The organism is Methylobacterium sp. J-078, from assembly GCF_022829285.1.
GTDB lineage: Bacteria > Pseudomonadota > Alphaproteobacteria > Rhizobiales > Beijerinckiaceae > Methylobacterium.
In genome coordinates this window covers 34,371-52,452 of the sequence record NZ_JAKSYI010000062.1, presented here as the reverse complement: position 1 = coordinate 52,452, position 18,082 = coordinate 34,371, and the positions used below count along the sequence as shown (strand labels likewise).

General features: G+C 69.9%; 14 protein-coding genes. 4 read left to right on the top strand and 10 right to left on the bottom strand.

From position 1 onward, the window contains the following. Positions 1 to 3: 3 nt before the first annotated feature. Positions 4 to 1,122 carry a lytic murein transglycosylase gene (locus MKK58_RS09590; RefSeq protein ID WP_243911920.1) on the top strand — a complete coding sequence of 373 codons (1,119 nt, stop codon included), beginning with the start codon at positions 4 to 6 and terminating at the stop codon, positions 1,120 to 1,122. Positions 1,123 to 1,191: 69 nt separating this feature from the next. Beyond that, complete coding sequence (locus MKK58_RS09585) at positions 1,192 to 2,604, top strand: DUF459 domain-containing protein (protein WP_243911859.1); 1,413 nt, start codon at positions 1,192 to 1,194, stop codon at positions 2,602 to 2,604. A 24-nt stretch (positions 2,605 to 2,628) separates the two neighbouring features. On the opposite strand, the gene gor is transcribed toward MKK58_RS09585, so the two are convergent. From gor to MKK58_RS09535, 10 genes are all read right to left on the bottom strand, one after another. Next, positions 2,629 to 4,026: a glutathione-disulfide reductase gene (gor, locus tag MKK58_RS09580; RefSeq protein ID WP_243911858.1), complete on the bottom strand. Its 1,398-nt coding sequence runs from the start codon at positions 4,024 to 4,026 to the stop codon at positions 2,629 to 2,631. A gap of 162 nt (positions 4,027 to 4,188) precedes the next feature. After that, complete coding sequence (gene rpmG / locus MKK58_RS09575) at positions 4,189 to 4,356, bottom strand: 50S ribosomal protein L33 (protein ID WP_018044575.1); 168 nt, start codon at positions 4,354 to 4,356, stop codon at positions 4,189 to 4,191. 117 nt (positions 4,357 to 4,473) lie between these two features. After that, positions 4,474 to 5,646 (bottom strand): MFS transporter, encoded by a 1,173-nt coding sequence (locus tag MKK58_RS09570; protein WP_243911857.1) that lies wholly within the window; start codon positions 5,644 to 5,646, stop codon positions 4,474 to 4,476. A gap of 81 nt (positions 5,647 to 5,727) precedes the next feature. Further along, on the bottom strand, positions 5,728 to 7,005 hold the full coding sequence (locus MKK58_RS09565) for an efflux RND transporter periplasmic adaptor subunit (protein ID WP_243911856.1): 1,278 nt from the start codon (positions 7,003 to 7,005) through the stop codon (positions 5,728 to 5,730). A 61-nt stretch (positions 7,006 to 7,066) separates the two neighbouring features. Next, positions 7,067 to 10,291, bottom strand: a complete 3,225-nt coding sequence (locus MKK58_RS09560; protein WP_243911855.1) for an efflux RND transporter permease subunit — start codon at positions 10,289 to 10,291, stop codon at positions 7,067 to 7,069. 174 nt (positions 10,292 to 10,465) lie between these two features. Continuing rightward, positions 10,466 to 10,690, bottom strand: coding sequence for a YbdD/YjiX family protein (locus MKK58_RS09555; protein ID WP_243911854.1), 225 nt, complete (start codon positions 10,688 to 10,690; stop codon positions 10,466 to 10,468). A 5-nt stretch (positions 10,691 to 10,695) separates the two neighbouring features. Further along, entirely contained in the window at positions 10,696 to 12,762 is a 2,067-nt protein-coding gene (locus tag MKK58_RS09550; protein WP_243911853.1) for a carbon starvation CstA family protein, read from the bottom strand. A gap of 156 nt (positions 12,763 to 12,918) precedes the next feature. Next, positions 12,919 to 13,551, bottom strand: coding sequence for a TPM domain-containing protein (locus tag MKK58_RS09545; protein ID WP_243911852.1), 633 nt, complete (start codon positions 13,549 to 13,551; stop codon positions 12,919 to 12,921). Further along, positions 13,541 to 14,344 (bottom strand): TPM domain-containing protein, encoded by an 804-nt coding sequence (locus MKK58_RS09540; protein ID WP_243911851.1) that lies wholly within the window; start codon positions 14,342 to 14,344, stop codon positions 13,541 to 13,543. Before MKK58_RS09540 ends, MKK58_RS09545 begins: the two co-directional genes overlap by 11 nt. Positions 14,345 to 14,350: 6 nt before the next feature. Then, positions 14,351 to 14,989: a LemA family protein gene (locus MKK58_RS09535; protein WP_243911850.1), complete on the bottom strand. Its 639-nt coding sequence runs from the start codon at positions 14,987 to 14,989 to the stop codon at positions 14,351 to 14,353. A gap of 216 nt (positions 14,990 to 15,205) precedes the next feature. Between MKK58_RS09535 and MKK58_RS09530 the strand changes: the two genes are divergently transcribed. Beyond that, entirely contained in the window at positions 15,206 to 15,508 is a 303-nt protein-coding gene (locus MKK58_RS09530) for a SelT/SelW/SelH family protein (RefSeq protein ID WP_243911849.1), read from the top strand. A 71-nt stretch (positions 15,509 to 15,579) separates the two neighbouring features. Beyond that, entirely contained in the window at positions 15,580 to 17,730 is a 2,151-nt protein-coding gene (locus tag MKK58_RS09525; protein WP_243911919.1) for a sensor histidine kinase, read from the top strand. Positions 17,731 to 18,082: the final 352 nt, after the last annotated feature.

Genomic DNA, 18,082 nt, shown 5'->3' with positions numbered 1-18,082 from the left:
GAGGTGACGGCGCGCTTCACGGCCTTCGTCGAAGCCCTGCGGCCGGAGGCCGAGGCGCGCGGGATCTCGCGAGCCACCTTCGACGCCGCCTTCGCGGGGATCGCTGGGCCCGATCCCGACATCCTGGCCCGCACGCGCCGGCAGGGCGAGTTCGGGCGCCCGGTCTGGGACTACCTCGTGGGTGCGGTCTCACCCGCCCGGATCGCCCGGGGACAGGCCCAGGCCGCGCGGCTCGCGACGACGCTCGCCGCCATCGAGGCGCGCACCGGCGTGCCGCGCTGGATGGTGCTGGCGATCTGGGGCGTCGAATCGGATTTCGGGGCCAGCGGCGGCACGGTCTCGACCATCCGCGCCCTGGCGACCCTGGCGGAGGCCCGGTTCCGCGGCACCCTGTTCCGCGACGAACTCCTGGCCGCCCTCGCGATCCTTCAGCGCGGCGACATCACGCCCGAGCGCATGAAGGGCTCCTGGGCGGGCGCCATGGGACAGGTGCAGTTCCTGCCCTCGAGCTTCCTCGCCCACGCGGTGGATTTCGACGGCGACGAGCACCGCGACATCTGGGGTTCGCAGGCCGATGCCCTGGCCTCGATCGGCACCTACCTGAAGACGCTGGGCTGGAACCCCGCCCTGTCCTGGGGCTACGAGGTCGCCCTGCCCCGCGACTTCGATCTCGGCCGGTATCGCGGCAACCTCTCGGACTTCGCCCGGCGCGGTGTGCGCCGCACCGACGGCAAGGCGCTGCCGGGGGCGGGCAACGCCAGCCTGTTCCTGCCCGGGGCACTCGGCGGCCCGGTCTTCCTCATCACCGACAATTTCGAGGTCGTGCGGGCCTACAACACGTCGGATTCCTACGCCCTCGCCGTCGGCCACCTCGCCGACAGGCTGGCCGGCGCGCCCGCGCTCTCCGCGCCCTGGCCCATCAAGGCCCCGCGCCTGGACAAGGCGGGCCTCCAGGCCCTGCAGGCGGCCCTGTCGGCGCGCGGCCTCTATGCGGGCGAGGCAGACGGCCGGGCCGGACCGAAGCTGCGGGAGGCCGTGCGGCAGTTCCAGATCGCCGAGGGCCTTCCGGCGGACGGCTACGCGACGCCCGCCCTGCTGGCCCGCCTCGGGGGCAACCTTTAGACCTGTGCCGCGTCGTCGTCTAAGGTGGTGGCATCGATCGGCTCGCCGGTCAGAAGCGTGAGGCGTTCCATGACCTTGCCGGCAGCACGCGCGGCCCGGTGTTTCCTGACGCTGTGTGCCCTCGCGGGCGTTCTCGCCGTGTTCGCGGCGGGCGATCCCGCCCGCGCGCAATGGGGCGATTCCTACGACGCACCCCGGGGCGGCGATTATGATTCCCCGCGCCGCCGCGCCCGCGACTATTATCGCGACGACGGCGGGTACGGCGGGCGCTCAGCGGCCCGTCGCTACGCGCCGCCGCCGCAGGAAGCGCCCCGGCAGTTCTACTGGCCGTGGGAAGACCGTCCGCAGCAGGCCCAGCCCGCGCCGGTGCCGAGCGCCCGCCCGCAGGCGCCGCGCACCCGCTCCTACGCGGACGACCCGCGCGGGTCCCGCGAGGAGGCGCGGCCGCCGCGCCGCCGGCCGCGCCCGGTGCCCGCCGTCGCCCAGCCGAAACCCGTCGTGCCGAAGGCGGAGCCGACCACGCGGATCGCGGTGTTCGGCGACACCCTGGCGGGCCATCTCGGCAGCGGCCTCTCCAACGTCTTCGAGGACAATGCCGAGATCGGCGTCGTCGATCGCTCGAAGGCCGATAGCGGCCTCGTGCGCAAGGACGTGGTCGATTGGCCCAAAGCCGCCGAGGAGTTCCTGAAGGCCAATCCGAAGACCAGCTATGCCCTCGTCATGCTCGGCGCGAACGACCGCCAGCCCATTCGCGAGGGCGACCAGACCCTGGAGCCCCTCGGCGATCGCTGGCGCGCCGTCTACGCCGAGCGCGTGGACGCCCTGATCAAGGTCTTCTCGGACCAGAAGGTGCCGGTGATCTGGGTCGGCGCCCCGCCGATGCGCAGCGAATCTCTGTCCAAGGACATCGCGGCCATCAACGAGATCTTTCGCGAGCGCGTGGCGAGGGCCGGGCAGACCTACGTGGACATCTGGCCGGCCTTCGTCGACGACCGCAACCGCTACACCGCCACCGGTCCCGACCTGGAAGGGCAGGACGCGAAGCTGCGCACCGCCGACGGCGTGCATTTCACCAAGGCCGGCGCGCGCAAGATGGCGCATTTCGCCGATGTCGAGCTGAAGCGCATGATGGGCACGGGGCCGACCGCGCCGGCCGCGGTCCCGGCCATCGCCACCGCGCCGCCGCCGGTCCAGCCGGGCGAGGCGCCCAAGCTCGACGACGCGGCCTCGATCGACCGCCAGATCACCGCCATGCTCCCGAGCCTGCCAGAGCCGCCCGGCATCCCGGCCCTGCCGGTCAAGCCCCTCGCCGGCCCCGTGGTGCCCCTCGGCCGCGCCGAGGTGACGCCCGGCGGCACGCTGGTGAGCGGACGCCCGCGCGACACCGACCCGTCCGGCACGGTGGAGCGCGCGCTGATGCGGGGGGCGGCCCCACTGCCCCAGCCCGGCCGGGCCGACGATTTCAAGTGGCCGCCGGGGTGAAGCGGCCCCGGAGCACGTCCGTGCCTAGCCGACGCCGACCGGGTGCTTCGTCACGACGGGGCTGCGCATGGTGACGAGTTCTTCCCCGGCCGTCGGGTGGACCGCGATGGTGCGGTCGAAATCCGCCTTCGTGGCGCCCATGGTCACGGCGATGCCGACCGCCTGGATGATCTCGCCGGCATCGTGCCCGACCACGTGCACGCCGACCACGCGGTCGCTGGCGCAGTCGACGATCACCTTCATCAGCAACCGCTCGTCGCGCCCCGAGAGGGTCGCCTTCATGGGGCGGAAGCTGGAGCGGTAGACGTCGATGGCGCCGAAATGCCGGCGCGCCACGTCCTCGTTGTGGCCGACGACGCCGATCTCGGGCGTCGAGAACACGGCGGTCGGGATGAGGCCGTGATCGACGCACCAGGGCTTGTTCCCGAACACCGTGTCGGCGAAGGCATGGCCCTCGCGGATGGCGATCGGCGTGAGGGCCGCGCGGTCGGTGACGTCGCCGACAGCGTAGATCGACGGGACCTTCGTCCGTGAATACGCGTCGACGGGGATCGCCCCCCGGGCATCCGCCTCGATGCCGACGGCCTCCAGCCCGAGGCCGGCGATCTTGGGGCGCCGGCCGGTGGCGGTCAGAACCTGGTCGACCTCCAGGGTCGTGCCGTCGTCGAGGGTCGCGCGGATGCCGTTCTCCACCTTGTCCAGGCGCTCCACCATCCGGTTGAGGCGCAGGTCCATGCGGTGTGCGTAGGCCGCGTCGAGGGCGTCGCGCACCTCCTCGTCGAAGCCGCGCAGGAGCTTGTCGCCCCGATGCAGCAAGGTGATGCGCGCGCCCAGATGCGCGAACACCCCGGCGAACTCCACCGCGATGTAGCCGCCGCCGACCACGAGGATCCGCTCCGGCAGGGTCTCGAGCTCGAACACCTCGTTCGAGGTGATCGCGAGTTCTGCGCCTGGGATCAGCGGCTCCTTGACCGGCTCGGCGCCCACCGCGATGAGGATGAAACGGGCGGTCACGCGCTTGTCCTGGCCGACCAGCCGCACCGTATGGGCGTCCTCGATCACCGCGCGATCGGCCACGACGGTGACGCCCGCCTTGCCGAGGTTGGTGTCGTAGATCCCCTCCAACCGGGCCACCTCGGCGTCGCGGCGCGCCTTCAGCACGCGCCAATCGAAGCGCGGCGCGGGCACATCCCAGCCGAAGCCCGCCGCATCCGCGAACTCGTCGGCGAAGCGCCCGGCATAGACCATCAGCTTCTTGGGCACGCAGCCCCGGATCACGCAGGTGCCGCCGACCCGGTACTCCTCGGCGAGCTGCACGCGCGCGCCGTGGCCGGCCGCGATCCGCGCGGCGCGCACGCCCCCGGAGCCGCCGCCGATGACGAACAGGTCGACGTCGTAGGAATGGGCCAAATCGTCAGCCATGGAGTGATCCCGCGCGAGGAGACGTTCGGCCCTGCATCGCCGAACCCGACGTCATATCGAGCGCCGGGCCGTTCCGAGGACCCCTGAACAACGAAAAGGCCGCCCCTCCTCCCGGAGAAGCGGCCCGACGGCCGGTGCGACGCGGCAGGCGCGCCGCTGGACTTACTTGATCTTGGTTTCCTTGAAGTCGACGTGCTTGCGCACGACGGGGTCGTACTTCTTCATGGACAGCTTCTCGGTCTGCGTGCGGGAGTTCTTCTTCGTGACGTAGAAGTAGCCCGTATCGGCGGTCGAGATCAGCTTGACTTTAACGGTGACGGCCTTGGCCATGGACGCGGCGCTCCTGTGATCGCGGCATTCCGCATCAGCGAAACGCAAAAGGGCCGGCGATGGCCGGCTGAATACCGGCCCGTGATTGCCCCAATCGCCGGGATTCGTCAAGGCGCCTCACGCACGGGGCCGCTGAACGAGGCGCACGCCCACGACCCCCGCATAGGCGAGGAAGAGGAGGCAGAGGCTGTAGGCGAAGCCCTGCGGCGGGAGCAGATCCATGCCCCCGCCGATGATCGGCGGCCCGAGCATCAGCCCGACATTGTAGAGCACCACGAAGGCTGCGTTGGCGCCCGCGAGCTCCGGCCCCCGCACCGTCGCACCGAGATGGGCGAGGCCCACGGTGTAGAGGGTGCCGGCGATGCCGCCCCACAGGAACAGCAGGACCAGCAGCGCGGGAAACGAAGCGGACGCCAGGGGGATCAGGCTCGATCCGAGGGCGCCTCCGAGGCCCACCATCAGCAGGACGCGGCGACGGTCCATCCGGTCGGCAAGCCAGCCGAACGGGATCTGGAACAGGACGTTACCCAGTGCCAGCGCGCTGACGAGACCCGCCGCGGTCTCGGCGTCGTAGCCCAAGCGCAACCCGTAGAGGGGCAGGATCGCGAAGCCCCCCGTCTCCACGGCGCCGTAGGTCAGGGCCGCGAGGGCGGCGGCGGGCGCGAGGCGCAGGTAGGCCGCGAAGGAGCGGGTTCGGCCCGGCCCGAGCACCGGTGAGAGCCGGCGCGCCAGGAGAAGCGGCACCATCGCGGCGAGGAAGAGGGCCGCCCCGGCGAGGTAGGGCCCGAACCCTCGGGTGCCCAGGAGCGTCAGCAGCGCCGGGCCGACCGCGAAGCCCAGCGCCAGGACCGTGGCGTAGATGCCCATCACGAGGCCGCGCCGTTCGGGTGGAGCCGCCGCGTTGATCCAGTATTCCGACAGGACGAACAGCGCCCCGAGGCTCGTCGAGAATACGAAGCGCAGGGCGAACCACCAGGCGAGGCCCGGCAGGAGCTTGAACGCCACGAGGCAGGCGGCGCCGACCGCGATGGCGAGGAGGAGCAGACGCACGACCCCGATGCGCGCGGCCAGACGCGGCACGAACGGCACCGTGACGATGGCCGCTAGCCCCGCCACCGCGGTGTTGATGCCGATCACCGTGCTCGACGCGCCCATGCGCTCCATCTCGATGGAGAGAAGCGGGATCGTCAGGCTGAGACCGATGCCCACCACCGCCACGCAGGTGATGGCCGCCGCGATCGAGGCCGCGCGGGCGCTGTCCGCGAGGTCTGGCTGGGTCTGGGCCGTCATGGCGGGGTCCGCTGCGGGCTGCGAGGGCGCCGGGACCGCCTTGTCCACGCCGTGGCCGATCGGCGCAACCGGGTGGTACGGCTACCGCGCGGCCGATTTCAACGGCTTGTTGTCCGCCGGCGGCGGCTGTCGCTCGATCTTCTGGCCGTCGCGCAGGTCGGCGGGCGGGCTCAGCACGATCTCCTCGCCGCCCTCCAGGCCCTGGCCCAGTTCGACCGTCGTTCCGAGATCGCGCCGGATCTTGACGCTGTGCCACGCCACTGTGCCATCGTCGCGCGACACCGCGACCTGGGTGCCGCGCTGGTTGAAGACAAGGCTCTCGGCCGGGACGACCACGTTCGGCTCGGTGCGCGGCACCTTGAAGGTCACGTAGACGTAGAGGCCGGCCCGGAGGGCGCCGTCCTTGTTCGGCACGTCGACCTGCGTGGTGAGGGTGCGCGATGCGGTGAGCAGCGCCACGGAGCTGCGCGCGACCTTGCCGGAGAAGGCCCTGTCGGCCATCTGCGGCACCTTGATCGTGGCATCGACGCCCGGTTTGACCCCCACCGCGACGTTCTGGGGCACGTTGACGGAGACGCGCAGGACGTCGTCGCGGTCCATCGACAGGAGGGCCGTGCCGGTGCCGTCGGCGTGGACGAGGTCGCCCACATCGACGCCGCGCTGCGTGATGACCCCGTCGAAGGGGGCGACGATGTCCTTGAAGCCCGTCAGCGCCCGCAGGCGCTCGACGGTGGCGGCCTGCGCCTTGATGTTGGCCTGGGCCACCTTCACCCCCGCCTCCGCCGAGGCGAGGGTCGCGGCCTGGCTCAGGACGCTGGCCTGGGAGTTGTCGGCGTTCTGCTTCGAGGCCCAGCCCTGCCCGGCGAGCGTCGTGGTGCGGTTGTTGGTGACGTTGGCGAGGTTCACGTTGGCCTTGGCCTGGTCGACCATGGATTTCGCCTGAAGGAGGGCTGCCTCCAGCTGCCCCGTCTGCGCCTCGGCCTGGGCCAGCTGCTGATCGAGGTCGGGGGCGGCGATCCGCATAAGGATGTCGCCCTGGCGGACGCGGCTGCCGATATCGACCCGGCGCTCGGCGATGTAGCCGGTGGCGCGCGCGTAGAGGGCGGCCTTGGCGAAGGCGTCGGTCTGGCCCGGCAGGGTGATCTCGATCGGCTTGTCGGCGCGCTCGGCGGCGGCCGTGCGCAGCGTCGGCACGAAGCTGTTCACCTTACGCTGCGTCTCGGCGGCGGCGGCCCGCCGCTGCATCTGCCCGTAGCCGCCCCAGGCCAGGAGGCCGAGGGCCGTCACGGCGACCAGCAGGAACGGCGCCTTTCCGGGCGGCGGCGGGATGTCGGACGGATCACGCTTCGGATGTGTCACGGTCGTCCCATTCCCTGCCGAAGCCCTTGCCCCGTGACAACGCCCAACTCCCTGTCCCGGCTCACGCGTAATCCTCCAGCGGCTTGACCTCGCCCCGGCGGAGCAGGGTGTAGAGGAAGGGCACGAACAGCAGCGTGGCGGGCGTGCCCACCGCGATGCCGCCCATGACGGCGCGGGCCAGCGCCGCGTTCTGCTCGCCGCCCTCGCCCGTGCCCAGCGCCATCGGAATCAGGCCGAGGAACATCGCGCTCGCGGTCATCAGCACCGGCCGAAGCCGGGTCTCGCCCGCCAGCAGCGCCGCCTCGACGGCCCCGCAGCCCGTCGCCTCGCGGTGCTCCTTGGCGAAGGTCACCAGCAGGATCGAGTTCGCGGAGGCGATACCCACCGACATGATCGCCCCGAACAGCGAGGGAATCGAGAAGGTCGTGCCGGTGACGAACAGGCTCGCGACGATGCCGCAGAAAGCGAGCGGCAGGGCCGCCAGCACTACGAACGGGTCGCCCCAGCTCTGGAAGTTCACCGCCATCAGCAGGTAGACCGCCACCAGGGCGATGGCGAGGCCGACCTGGAGCCGGAAGAAGGCCGATTCCATGTTCTCGATCTGGCCGCGCACGGTGATCTTGTCGGGGGCCGGCAGCGCCTTCTGCTCGTCGGCGACGATCTGGCGGATCTCGTTCGCCACCGAGCCGAGGTCACTGTCCTGCACGGCGGCGTAGATGTTGAAGGTCGGCTGCGTGTTGACGTGGTTGATCACCGTCTGCGACCCCTCGCGGCGCATGGTCGAGACGCTGGACAGGAGGGTCAGCACGCCGGGCGCGTCCGCACCGCCGTTGACGAGGAGCGGCGTGTTCTGCAGCGCGCTCAGGGAGTCGTTGCGGTACTCCGGGGTTTGCACCCAGAGCTGATAGGGGATGCCGGTCTTCGGATCGGTCCAGAAGTTCGGTGTCACCTGGAAGGAGCCCGAGAGGGAGACGTTCAGCCCCTGCGCGATCTGCTGCTGGGTCAACCCGAGCTCCGAGGCGAGGCGGCGGTCGACGTCCACGAAGAATTGCGGCGTGCCGACGATCTGGTGCAGGTGCACGTCGACGGCGCCCCGCACGGCCTTGAGGCGGCGGACGATGTTCTGCGCGACCTCCAGGTCCTTGGCGGTGTTGCGGCCCGAGACCTGGATGTCGATCTGAGCCAGAGTGCCGAAGTTCAGGATCTGGGTGATGATGTCCGAGGGCTGGAAGTAGAACACCACGTCGGGGAAGCGCTCGCGCAGCACCTCGCGCAGGCGCTTGGTGTAGTCCGCCACCGGGCCGTGACCTTCCTTGAGGTTGATGAGCATCTGGCCGTCGTTGTAGGCAACGAACGAGCCGTCTGAGAACGCGAAATTGTAGTTGTTCGCCGGCAGGCCGATATTGTCGAGGATCTGGTCGATCTCGCCCTCGGGGATCACCTCGCGAACCACGTTCTCGACCTCGGCGAAGACCTGCTCGGCCGTCTCGATGCGCATGCCCGGTCGGGTCCGCAGGTGCAGGGTCATCTGGCTGGAGGCCACCTGCGGGAAGTAGTCCCGGCCCACGAACACGAAGAGGCCCGCCGTGGTGGCGAACACCGCCGCCACGAGGACGAGGGTCACGATCCGGTGGGCGATGACGACGTGCAGGAGGCCGAGATAGCTGCGGTGGAAGCGCGTGAAGCGGGCCTCGAAGCCGTGCCGGAACCAGCCGGCCAGCCGGAAGACGGGACCGGCGATCCAGCCCAGCGCCCGCGCGATCCGCCCGCGCGGCGGCTCGGCGCCCGCGCCGTGCTTGGACTCGTACTCCCGCGCGACCAGCACGTCGATGAGTACCGGGACCAGGGTGCGCGAGAGGACGTAGGAGGTCAGCATCGCGAACACGACCGCGAGGGCCTGCGGGGTGAACAGGTACTTCGGCGTATCGGTCAGGGCGAAGACCGACACGAAGGCGGCGCAGATCGACAGGGTCGAGATCAGCGCTGGCTTGGCGATGCCGGCCGCCCCCTCCACCACCGACTTGCGGAAGGGCTCGCCCTCCTCGAAGAGCCGGTAGGTGTTCTCGATCGCCACGGTGGCGTCGTCGACGAGGATGCCGACCGCCAGCGCCAGGCCGCCGAGCGTCATCACGTTGATGGTCTCGCCGAGCGCCGCCAGGATCGCCAGCGAGGTCAGGATCGAGAGCGGGATCGAGACCAGCACCACGATGGTGGAGCGCCAGGACCCGAGGAACAGCAGAATGGTGAGGCCCGTGAGGCCCGCCGCGATGATCGCCTCGTGGATCACACCCTCGATTGCGGCCGAGACGAAGACCGACTGATCGAACAGCGGCTTCAGGCTCATGCCCTCCGGGGCCGCGGCCTGGATGTCCGGCAGCGCCTTCTTCACGTTGTTGACCACGTCCAGGGTCGAGGCGGTGCCGTTCTTGAAGATGCGCATCAGCACCGAGTGCAGGCCGTCGGCGCGCACGATGTTGACCTGCGGCGGGCCGCCGTCGCGGACGTTGGCGACGTCCCGCACCAAGATCGGCTGTCCGCCCACCACCTTGATGGGGATCTGGTTCAGCGCGTCGATGGCTTCCGGCGATGCGTTTAGCTGCACCGGGTATTGCTGCTCGCCGATCTTGGCGAGGCCGGAGGGGATCGTCAGGTTCTGGGCCGTCACCGCGTTGGTGACGTCCAGCGCCGTGAGCCCCAGCGCCTGGAGCGCGTGCAGGTCGAGGTCGACCATGATCTGGCGCGGCGTGCCGCCGAAGGGCGACGGCAGGGTCGAGCCCGGCACCTGGGTCAGGCGCTGGCGGATGCGGTACTGGGCGTAGTCGAAGACCTTGGTGAGGCTCTCGCGGTCGGAGGAGAGCGCGAGCTGGATCACCGGCACCGAGGAGGCCGAGAAGCGCAGGACGATGGGCGGCTGCACGCCGGGTGGCATCGTCGCGCGGATCGAGTTCATCGCCGAGACGACCTGCGCGATGGCGAGATCGATGCTCACCGAACCGTCGAAGTAGATCTTCTGGATCGCCGTGCCCTGGAGGGTCGTCGATTCCATGCGGGCGATGTTGTTGACGTTGTTGGAGAGCGAGAACTCGGCGTAGGTGGTGATGCGACGCTCCATCTCGGAGGTCGACAGACCGTTATAGGTCCACACCACCACCACGACCGGGATATCGACGTTCGGCAGCACGTCCTTCGGCGCCACCACGACCGCCGCCGCCCCGCCGAGCATCATCAGCACGGCGAGCACGTAGATCGTGATGCGGAACTTCAGCGCGTATTGAACGAGCCCCATGCCGTCTCCGTCGCGACCCTCGAGGCGGTCGCACAGGTCGTGCCGCCGCAGAGCCGGGGCGCCGCGCGGCATCAGCCATGACGAGAGATTGTTTCTCCTTGAATAAAGAATCCGTGCGACACACCGACACGATCACGTCGGAGATCGCCTGACGAAGACTGTCGCGCGCGTGTTCTAGCAGCAGCGGAACCCGCTGCGGTTGCCGACACCGAAGCGGGCGTTCTCCCGGTTCCGGAAGAACTCCCGCTCGGTCATCGGCTCCTGGTCCGCATGGGTCTTGCGGATATGGGCGGCGTAGGCCTCGTAGTCGCCCTGTCCGACCATGAGGCGGGCGCCGTCGCAGACGCATTTCGAGAAGGTCCTGAGACGGTCCCGCAATTCGGCCGACGACAGCGCCATGGTGCTTACTCCGCGGGGACGACCGAGGGGCCGCCGCTCTCGAGGGCGGTCCAGCGATCGGCCCGGTAGGCCTTGACGCAGGCCATGATGCCGAAGGTGGCGATGGCAAGCACGAGGCCGACGAACAGGACGGCCAGGGCGGCGTCAATCCGATCGTTGAAGACGATCTTGTGCATGTCGGCCATGTTCTTGGCCGGCGCCAGCACCTTGTTCTCGGCGATCGCCGCCGAGAAGCGGTCGGCATGCGACAGGAAGCCGATCTTCGGGTCGGCCGAGAAGATCTTCTGCCAGCCGGCGGTGAGGGTGCAGATGCACAGCCACACGGTGGGGATGATCGTGACGAAGGCGTAGCGCTCGCGCTTCATCTTGAAGATCACCACGGTGGCGAGCGTCAGGGCGACGGCCGCCAGCATCTGGTTCGAGATGCCGAACAGCGGCCACAGGGTGTAGATGCCGCCGAGCGGATCGGTGACACCCTGGTAGAGGAAGTAGCCCCAGGCGCCGACACAGAGAGCGGTGGCCAGGATGCTGGGCGCCCAGGCCGTGGTGTCCTTGAACTGCGGCGAGACGAGGCCGAGCAGGTCCTGCAACATGAAGCGGCCGGCCCGCGTCCCCGCATCCACGGCCGTCAGGATGAACAGGGCCTCGAACAGGATGGCGAAGTGGTACCAGAACGCCATCATCGTCTTGCCGCCGATGGCCGAGGAGATGATGTGGGCCATGCCGACCGCGAGGGTCGGGGCGCCGCCGGCGCGGGAGATGATCGAGTGCTCGCCGACATCGACGGCGGTCTGGGCGATCTCAGCGGCCGTGATCGTGAAGGCGGGGTCGAGCTTCGTCACCGCGGCGGCGGCGCTCTCCGGCGTGGTGCCGACGAGACCGGCCGGCGAGTTCATGGTGAAGTAGATCCCCGGCTCGATGACGCTGGCGGAAACCAGCGCCATCACGGCCACGAAGCTCTCCATGAGCATGCCGCCGTAGCCGATGAAGCGGGCGTCCGACTCACGGTCGATGAGCTTGGGGCTGGTGCCGGACGAGATCAGGGCGTGGAAGCCCGAGACCGCGCCGCACGCGATGGTAATGAACAGGAACGGGAACAGCGACCCGGCCCAGACCGGCCCGCTGCCGTCGACGAACTTGGTCACGGCCGGCATCTTCATGTGCGGGGCGACATAGGCGATGCCCAGCGCCAGGCCCACGATCGTGCCGATCTTGAGGAAGGTCGAGAGGTAGTCGCGGGGAGCGAGCAGCAGCCAGACCGGCAGGATCGAGGCGACGAAGCCGTAGCCGATCAGCAGCCAGCACAGCTGCGTGCCGGTGAAGGTGAAGAAGGGACCCCAATAGGGATCGGCCGCGACGTTTCCGCCATACACGATGGCGAGCATCAGCAGCACGAAGCCGATGATGGAGACCTCGCCGACCTTGCCCGGGCGGATGTAGCGGGCATAGAGGCCCATCAGCATCGCGATCGGGATGGTCGCCGCGACGGTGAAGGTGCCCCAGGGGCTCTCGGCGAGGGCCTTCACGACGATCATCGCCAGCACGGCCAGCAGGATCACCATGATCATGAAGGTGCCGAACAGGGCGATCACGCCCGGGATGGTGCCGAGCTCGGCGCGGATCAGCTCGCCCAGCGAGCGGCCGTCGCGGCGCATCGAGATGAAGAGGACCATGAAGTCCTGTACGGCGCCGGCCAGCACCACGCCGGCCAGGATCCAGAGCAGGCCCGGCAGGTAGCCCATCTGCGCGGCGAGCACGGGGCCCACCAGGGGGCCGGCGCCCGCGATGGCGGCGAAGTGGTGGCCGAACAGCACGTTGCGGTTGGTCGGAACGTAGTCGAGCCCGTCATTGTGCACGTGGGCGGGGGTGCGGCGATTGTCGTCGAGCCGCATGACCTTCTGGGAGATGAAGAGCGAGTAGTACCGGTAGGCGATCAGGTAGACGCAGACCGCCGCCACCACGATCCAGAGGGCATTCACGGTCTCGCCGCGGGTCGTGGCGACGATGGCGAGGGCGGCTGCCCCCAACGCTCCCACCAGGGCCCAGGGCCCGTGCTTCGATAGCGCACTCATGACGTCTCGCTCCAGCGACCTGTCCTTCGTGGCAGATCGTCAAGGGTCTTTCTGGCGTGAAACGTTGAGAAGAGCCAGGGGAGGCAGGTTTCAAAACCCGGCGTTTGAACGCAACGTTGTGGTCTCGCATCGCGCGGTTGCGCCCGAGCGCCCCCTTCAACCGATGAGAATGACCCGGTTCGAGAGCGCGTCGACCGGCGCTGCTTCCGCCGGCAGCGCGCGCGCCAGGATCGTTCCGACCGCGTCGACCGCCGCGATCAACCCGCGCTCGGCCTCGCCTCGGCGCAGGGCGGCGAGGAGCGGATCGATCGCCCCCGCCCAGGCCTCGGCCGGGACGCGCGCCGCCACCCCCCGATCGGCGACGATCTCCGCATGCCCTTCCGCGCGGGCGAGATAGATGAGGACGCCGGTGCGGCCGGGGGTTTGGGTCAGGCCGCGGGCGCAGAATTCGCGCCGGGCCGCCTCGTGGGCCCGGGCCCTGCGGATCGCGCGCGGCACCAGGGCGAGCCGAGCCCGCGGATGGCAGGAGGCGAGGATCGCGATCAGCACGAGGCCGGCCTGCGCCAGGGCGATCGTGGCGGCACTCCACGGCGTCAGGAGGATCAGCGGCCAGGGCGCAACGAGTCCGCAGGCCAGGGCGAGGAGCAACGGTGCCGATCGGTAGAGGCCCGCCCGGGCCGAGACCAGGACCACGATTTCCCCCGCCGTGCCGACCTCGGCCCGCCGGATCGCCTCGGCGACGCGCTCGCGCGCCTCGCGGCTCAGGAGTTCGCGCGTTTCACCAGTCACCCGACGCCCCTCCCCCGCCGGACGAGCCGCCGCCGCCCGTAAATCCGCTGCCCGAGAAACCGCCCCCGTCGAACCCGCCCGAGACACCGCCGCTCCAGCCGCCCGAGGACGGGCCCGGGAGGACGACGAAGCCGCCGCGCCGGCGCCCGCCGCGGTTCATCCGGTAGACCACGACGAGGATCACGAGGAACAGGATCACGAACAGGACGACCTGACCGGGATCGGCCTCGTCCCGGCGCACCTCCGCCTTGCGGTGCCATTCCTCCGCGTCGCCGGAGAGGATCGAGAGCATCGCGTCGACGCCCGCGTTGATACCGCCGGCATAATCCCCGGTCTTGAAGCGGGGGGCGATCGCCGTGGTGATGATGACCTTGGACAGGGCGTCGGTCAGGGCGCCCTCGAGGCCGTAGCCGACCTCGATCCGGACCTTGCGCTCGTTGGGTGCCACGAGCAGCAGGGCACCGTTGTTGGTCTTGGCCTGACCGAGCTTCCAGGCCCGGAACAGCCGGTTGGCGTAATCCTCCACCGTGCGGTCCTGCAGGCTTGGGATCGTGGCGACCACGATCTGGTCCGAGGTCTTGTCCTCGTAGGCCTTCAGCTTCGCCTCGAGGCTCACCTTGGCCTCCGGCGCCAGGAGGCCGGCCGCATCGACGATGCGACCCGAGAGCGGCGGGAAGGTGGGCTCGGCGGCGTGGGCCGCCACGGCCCCGAGGATCGGGCCGAGGAGCAGCGCGACGAGGAGACCGAGACGGGCGATGGCGTCGCAACGTGCCGCCGCGCCGGGACTGCGCATGATGGTCTAGAACTTCACGTTCGGCGGGCGCTCGGAATTGGGCGTCGCCGTGAAGGTCTCCATGGGTTTCGCCTCGGGGTAGAACCACGCGGCGATCCAGCGGCCCGGGATGGTGCGGACCTCGGTGTTGTAGGCCTGCACGGCGCCGATGTAGTCGCGCCGCGCCACGGCGATCCGGTTCTCGGTTCCCTCCAGCTGCGATTGCAGGGCCAGGAAGTTCTGGTTCGACTTGAGGTCTGGATAGCGCTCCACGGTGACGAGGAGCCGTCCGAGGGCGCCCGAGAGCTGATTCTGCGCGTCCTGGAATTCCTTGAACTTCTGCGGGTCGCTCACCGTCGAGGCATCGACCTTGACGCTCGAGGCCTTCGCGCGGGCTTCCGTCACGCCGACCAGCACGTCCTTCTCCTGCTGAGCGTAACCCTTCACCGTCTCGACGAGGTTCGGGATGAGGTCGGCCCTGCGCTGGTACTGGTTCTGCACCTCGCTCCAGGCGGATTTCGCCTGCTCCTCCAGGGTCGGCACCCGGTTGATCGCGCCGCAGGCGCTGAGCGAAGTGGCGAGAAGGACCGCGGCCACCACGGCCCGGGCGCGTCCGAACCAGACCCGCCCGGCGGGGCCTTCGGCGATGGCGGCACCTGAACGCATGATCGACACTCCCCGAAACGTCTTCGTCCGCGCGGCTCCGGCGGTCCGGCCGGCCCCTGCGACAGATAGGCAACCCTGGCCGTGCGGAAAGGTGCCGGTCCGAAGCTCGACTTTCACGGGTTATCCGTCCCGGCCCGCACATCCGGGAAGGACGCGCCGCGAATACGGGGCGCGGCATGGTTGACAACCCGAAGGGGATCGGTCGCTTTACCCGCCATGGTCGAGAACGCCCGCCCATCGCCCGGAAAGCCACGGGTTTCCATCACCTACTGCACGCAGTGCCAGTGGCTCCTGCGCGCCGGCTGGATGGCGCAGGAACTCCTCTCGACCTTCCGGGAGGAACTCGGAGAAGTCGCGCTGGTCCCGGGCAGCGGGGGCGTCTTCGTGATCCTGTGCGGGCCCGACACGATCTGGGACCGCAGCCGGGACGGCGGCTTTCCGGACGTGAAGACCCTGAAGCAGCGGGTGCGTGACCGCCTCGCCCCGGAGCGCGACCTCGGTCATATCGACCGGCCATGAGCGATCCCGTGCGGAACGACAGGGCGGACGAGACGGTGGGCTGGCGCTGGTGGTGGCGCCACGCCCCACTGATGCGCGCCCTGGCGCGCATCCGCCAGCGCGGATTCTCGACGCAGGTCTACCTCGTCGCCCTCGTGATCGCCCTGATCGGGCCGGGGCTCATCTTCACCGCCATCCTCCTCGTGCGCTACGCCGGCACGGAGCGGGCCCGCTTCGAGCAGGATTCCCGCGAGACCGTTCGGGGCATCGCCCTTTCGGTGGACCGCGACACCGCCGGCCTCGTCTCGGTGCTGCAGACGCTGGCGACCTCCCCGCGCCTGAAGGACAACGAGTTCGAGAACTTCGACGCTCAGGCCCGCCTCGTGCGCGACGCCATCGGCCTCGACCTCCTCCTGCGCCGGCCCGACGGGCAGCAGGTGGTGAACACCGCCGTCCCGCGCGCCGCCCCCCTGCCGCGCAGCGCGCTGCCGTTCGACCGTGAACTGGCGACGGGGACGCAGCGCGCGATGGTGTCGGGCTTCATCAAGGGGATGCAGCCCGGGGACGCCACCTACGCGGTGGCCGTGCCCGTGCTCAGCGACGGCAGCGTCACTCACATCCTCAGCTTCACCGTTCCGATCTCGCGCCTCGAGGGCCTGGTCGGCCGCGAGGCAATCGCGGGCTGGACCACGGGGCTGTCCGACCGGGAAGGGCTCGTCCTGGCCCGCGTGCCGACGCTCGATTCCATCATCGGCACGCCTCGCCTCGCCACCCTGCGCCAGCACCAGACCGCGACGCCCGGCGTCTGGGAGGGCAAGGACCGGCAGTCGAAGCCCGTCACGGTGGTGGAGGCCCGCTCCCGCCTCACGGGCTGGACGGCGGCCGCGGTCATTCCCCAGGCCCTGGTCGAGGCGCGCCTGCGCAACTGGATCTGGGCCTTCTGCGGCTTCGGGCTGCTGGTCCTGGCGACCTCGTCGATCCTCGCCGTCCACCTGTGGTCCCGCGTTTCCCGTCCGCTGCGGCGCCTCGCGGCCACGGGGCCGGCCCTGGCGCGCGGCGAGGTGATCCCGCGCATCACCTCGCCGATCCACGAGATCCGGCGCCTGGGCGACGTTCTGGCCGAGGCCTCCCTGCGCCTGCGCACCCGCAGCGACGAGCGCGATCGGGCGCTCGCCGAGACCGAGCGGGGCTTGAGTGCCCTGCGGGAGAGCGAGGCCCGCTTCCGCCACATGGCCGATTCCGCGCCGGCCCTCATCTGGATGACGGACGAGACCGCGCAGATCAGCTTCGCCAACATGCATTTCGATCACATGTTCGGCCTCTCCACCGCCGCGCAGATAACCGGTGACGATTGGCGGCGGATCATCTTCCCCGAAGATTACGAGATCTTCTCGACGCTGTTCGGCAATGCCTTCGAGAACCGGGTCCCCTTCCAGGCGGACGTGCGCGTGATCGACCGGAACGGCATCGTGCGCTGGCTCCGCTGCGAGGGCGTGCCGCGCACTGACGATACCGGCAACTTCCTCGGCTATACGGGCTGCAACGTCGACATCACCGATGCCAAGCGCGCCGCCGAGCATCAGCAGCTTCTCATCCACGAGCTCAACCACCGGGTGAAGAACACGCTCGCGACGGTGCAGTCCATCGCCGGGCAGTCCCTCCGCCGCCTCGAGGGTGCCGAGGCCAGCGCCGCCCGCGGCGCGTTCGAGGCGCGGCTCCTGGCGCTCGCGCGGGTGCACAACGTGCTGACGCGGGAGAGTTGGGACGGGGCCGAACTCAGCAATGTCGTGGCGGATGCCATCGCCCCCCTCGACGCGGCGGAGGGGCAACGCTCGCGCTTCCACGTCTCGGGCCCGGCCCTTCGCCTGCCTCCCCGCCTCGCCCTCTCCATCGCGATGGCGCTGCACGAACTCGGCACCAACGCGGTGAAGTACGGGGCCCTCTCTCAGGAAGGCGGGACCGTCACCATCGCCTGGACGGTGGATCGCGAGGCCGAGACCCGCCTGAACCTGCGCTGGAGCGAGCAGGGTGGCCCACCCGTGGCGCCGCCGACGCGGACGGGTTTCGGCTCCCGGCTGATCGAGCGCAGCCTCGCCCGCGAGCTCGACGGCGAGGTCCGGCTCGTCTTCGCCGCAACCGGCGTGATCTGCACCATCGAGGCACCGGTCCCACCACCGACCCTGATCGAGCGCAAGGCCGGCCTGATCGGGCCCCGCGAGATGCTGCTCTCGCGCTCGGCTTGAACGCGCCTCGCATCCCCGCTGAAGGACGCAGGACCGAGGCGTCGAGCCGAGGGTGAATCGGGAGGAGCGGAACGCGATCCGGGCGTGTTCCCGGTCGGACCGCCCGATCGGCTCTGCCGCGCGGCCACCTTCGTTCGGCGGTCGCAGGTTGCGGTGTCCACGATGTCCGTCCGCGTATGATTTCGTGTGGGCCCGAAAATAGGCAATCCTCGATTGTGAGCCGTGGAACATCAGCATCACGACGTTCAGGGTCTGCGAGAGTCGACGATGTTGTTGCGGTGCAAATTATGGGGACGCGGCGAAATCTGTCCCTCCGAGCGTCAGAGCCTTCAGGGCTGCAGGCCGGTGCTGA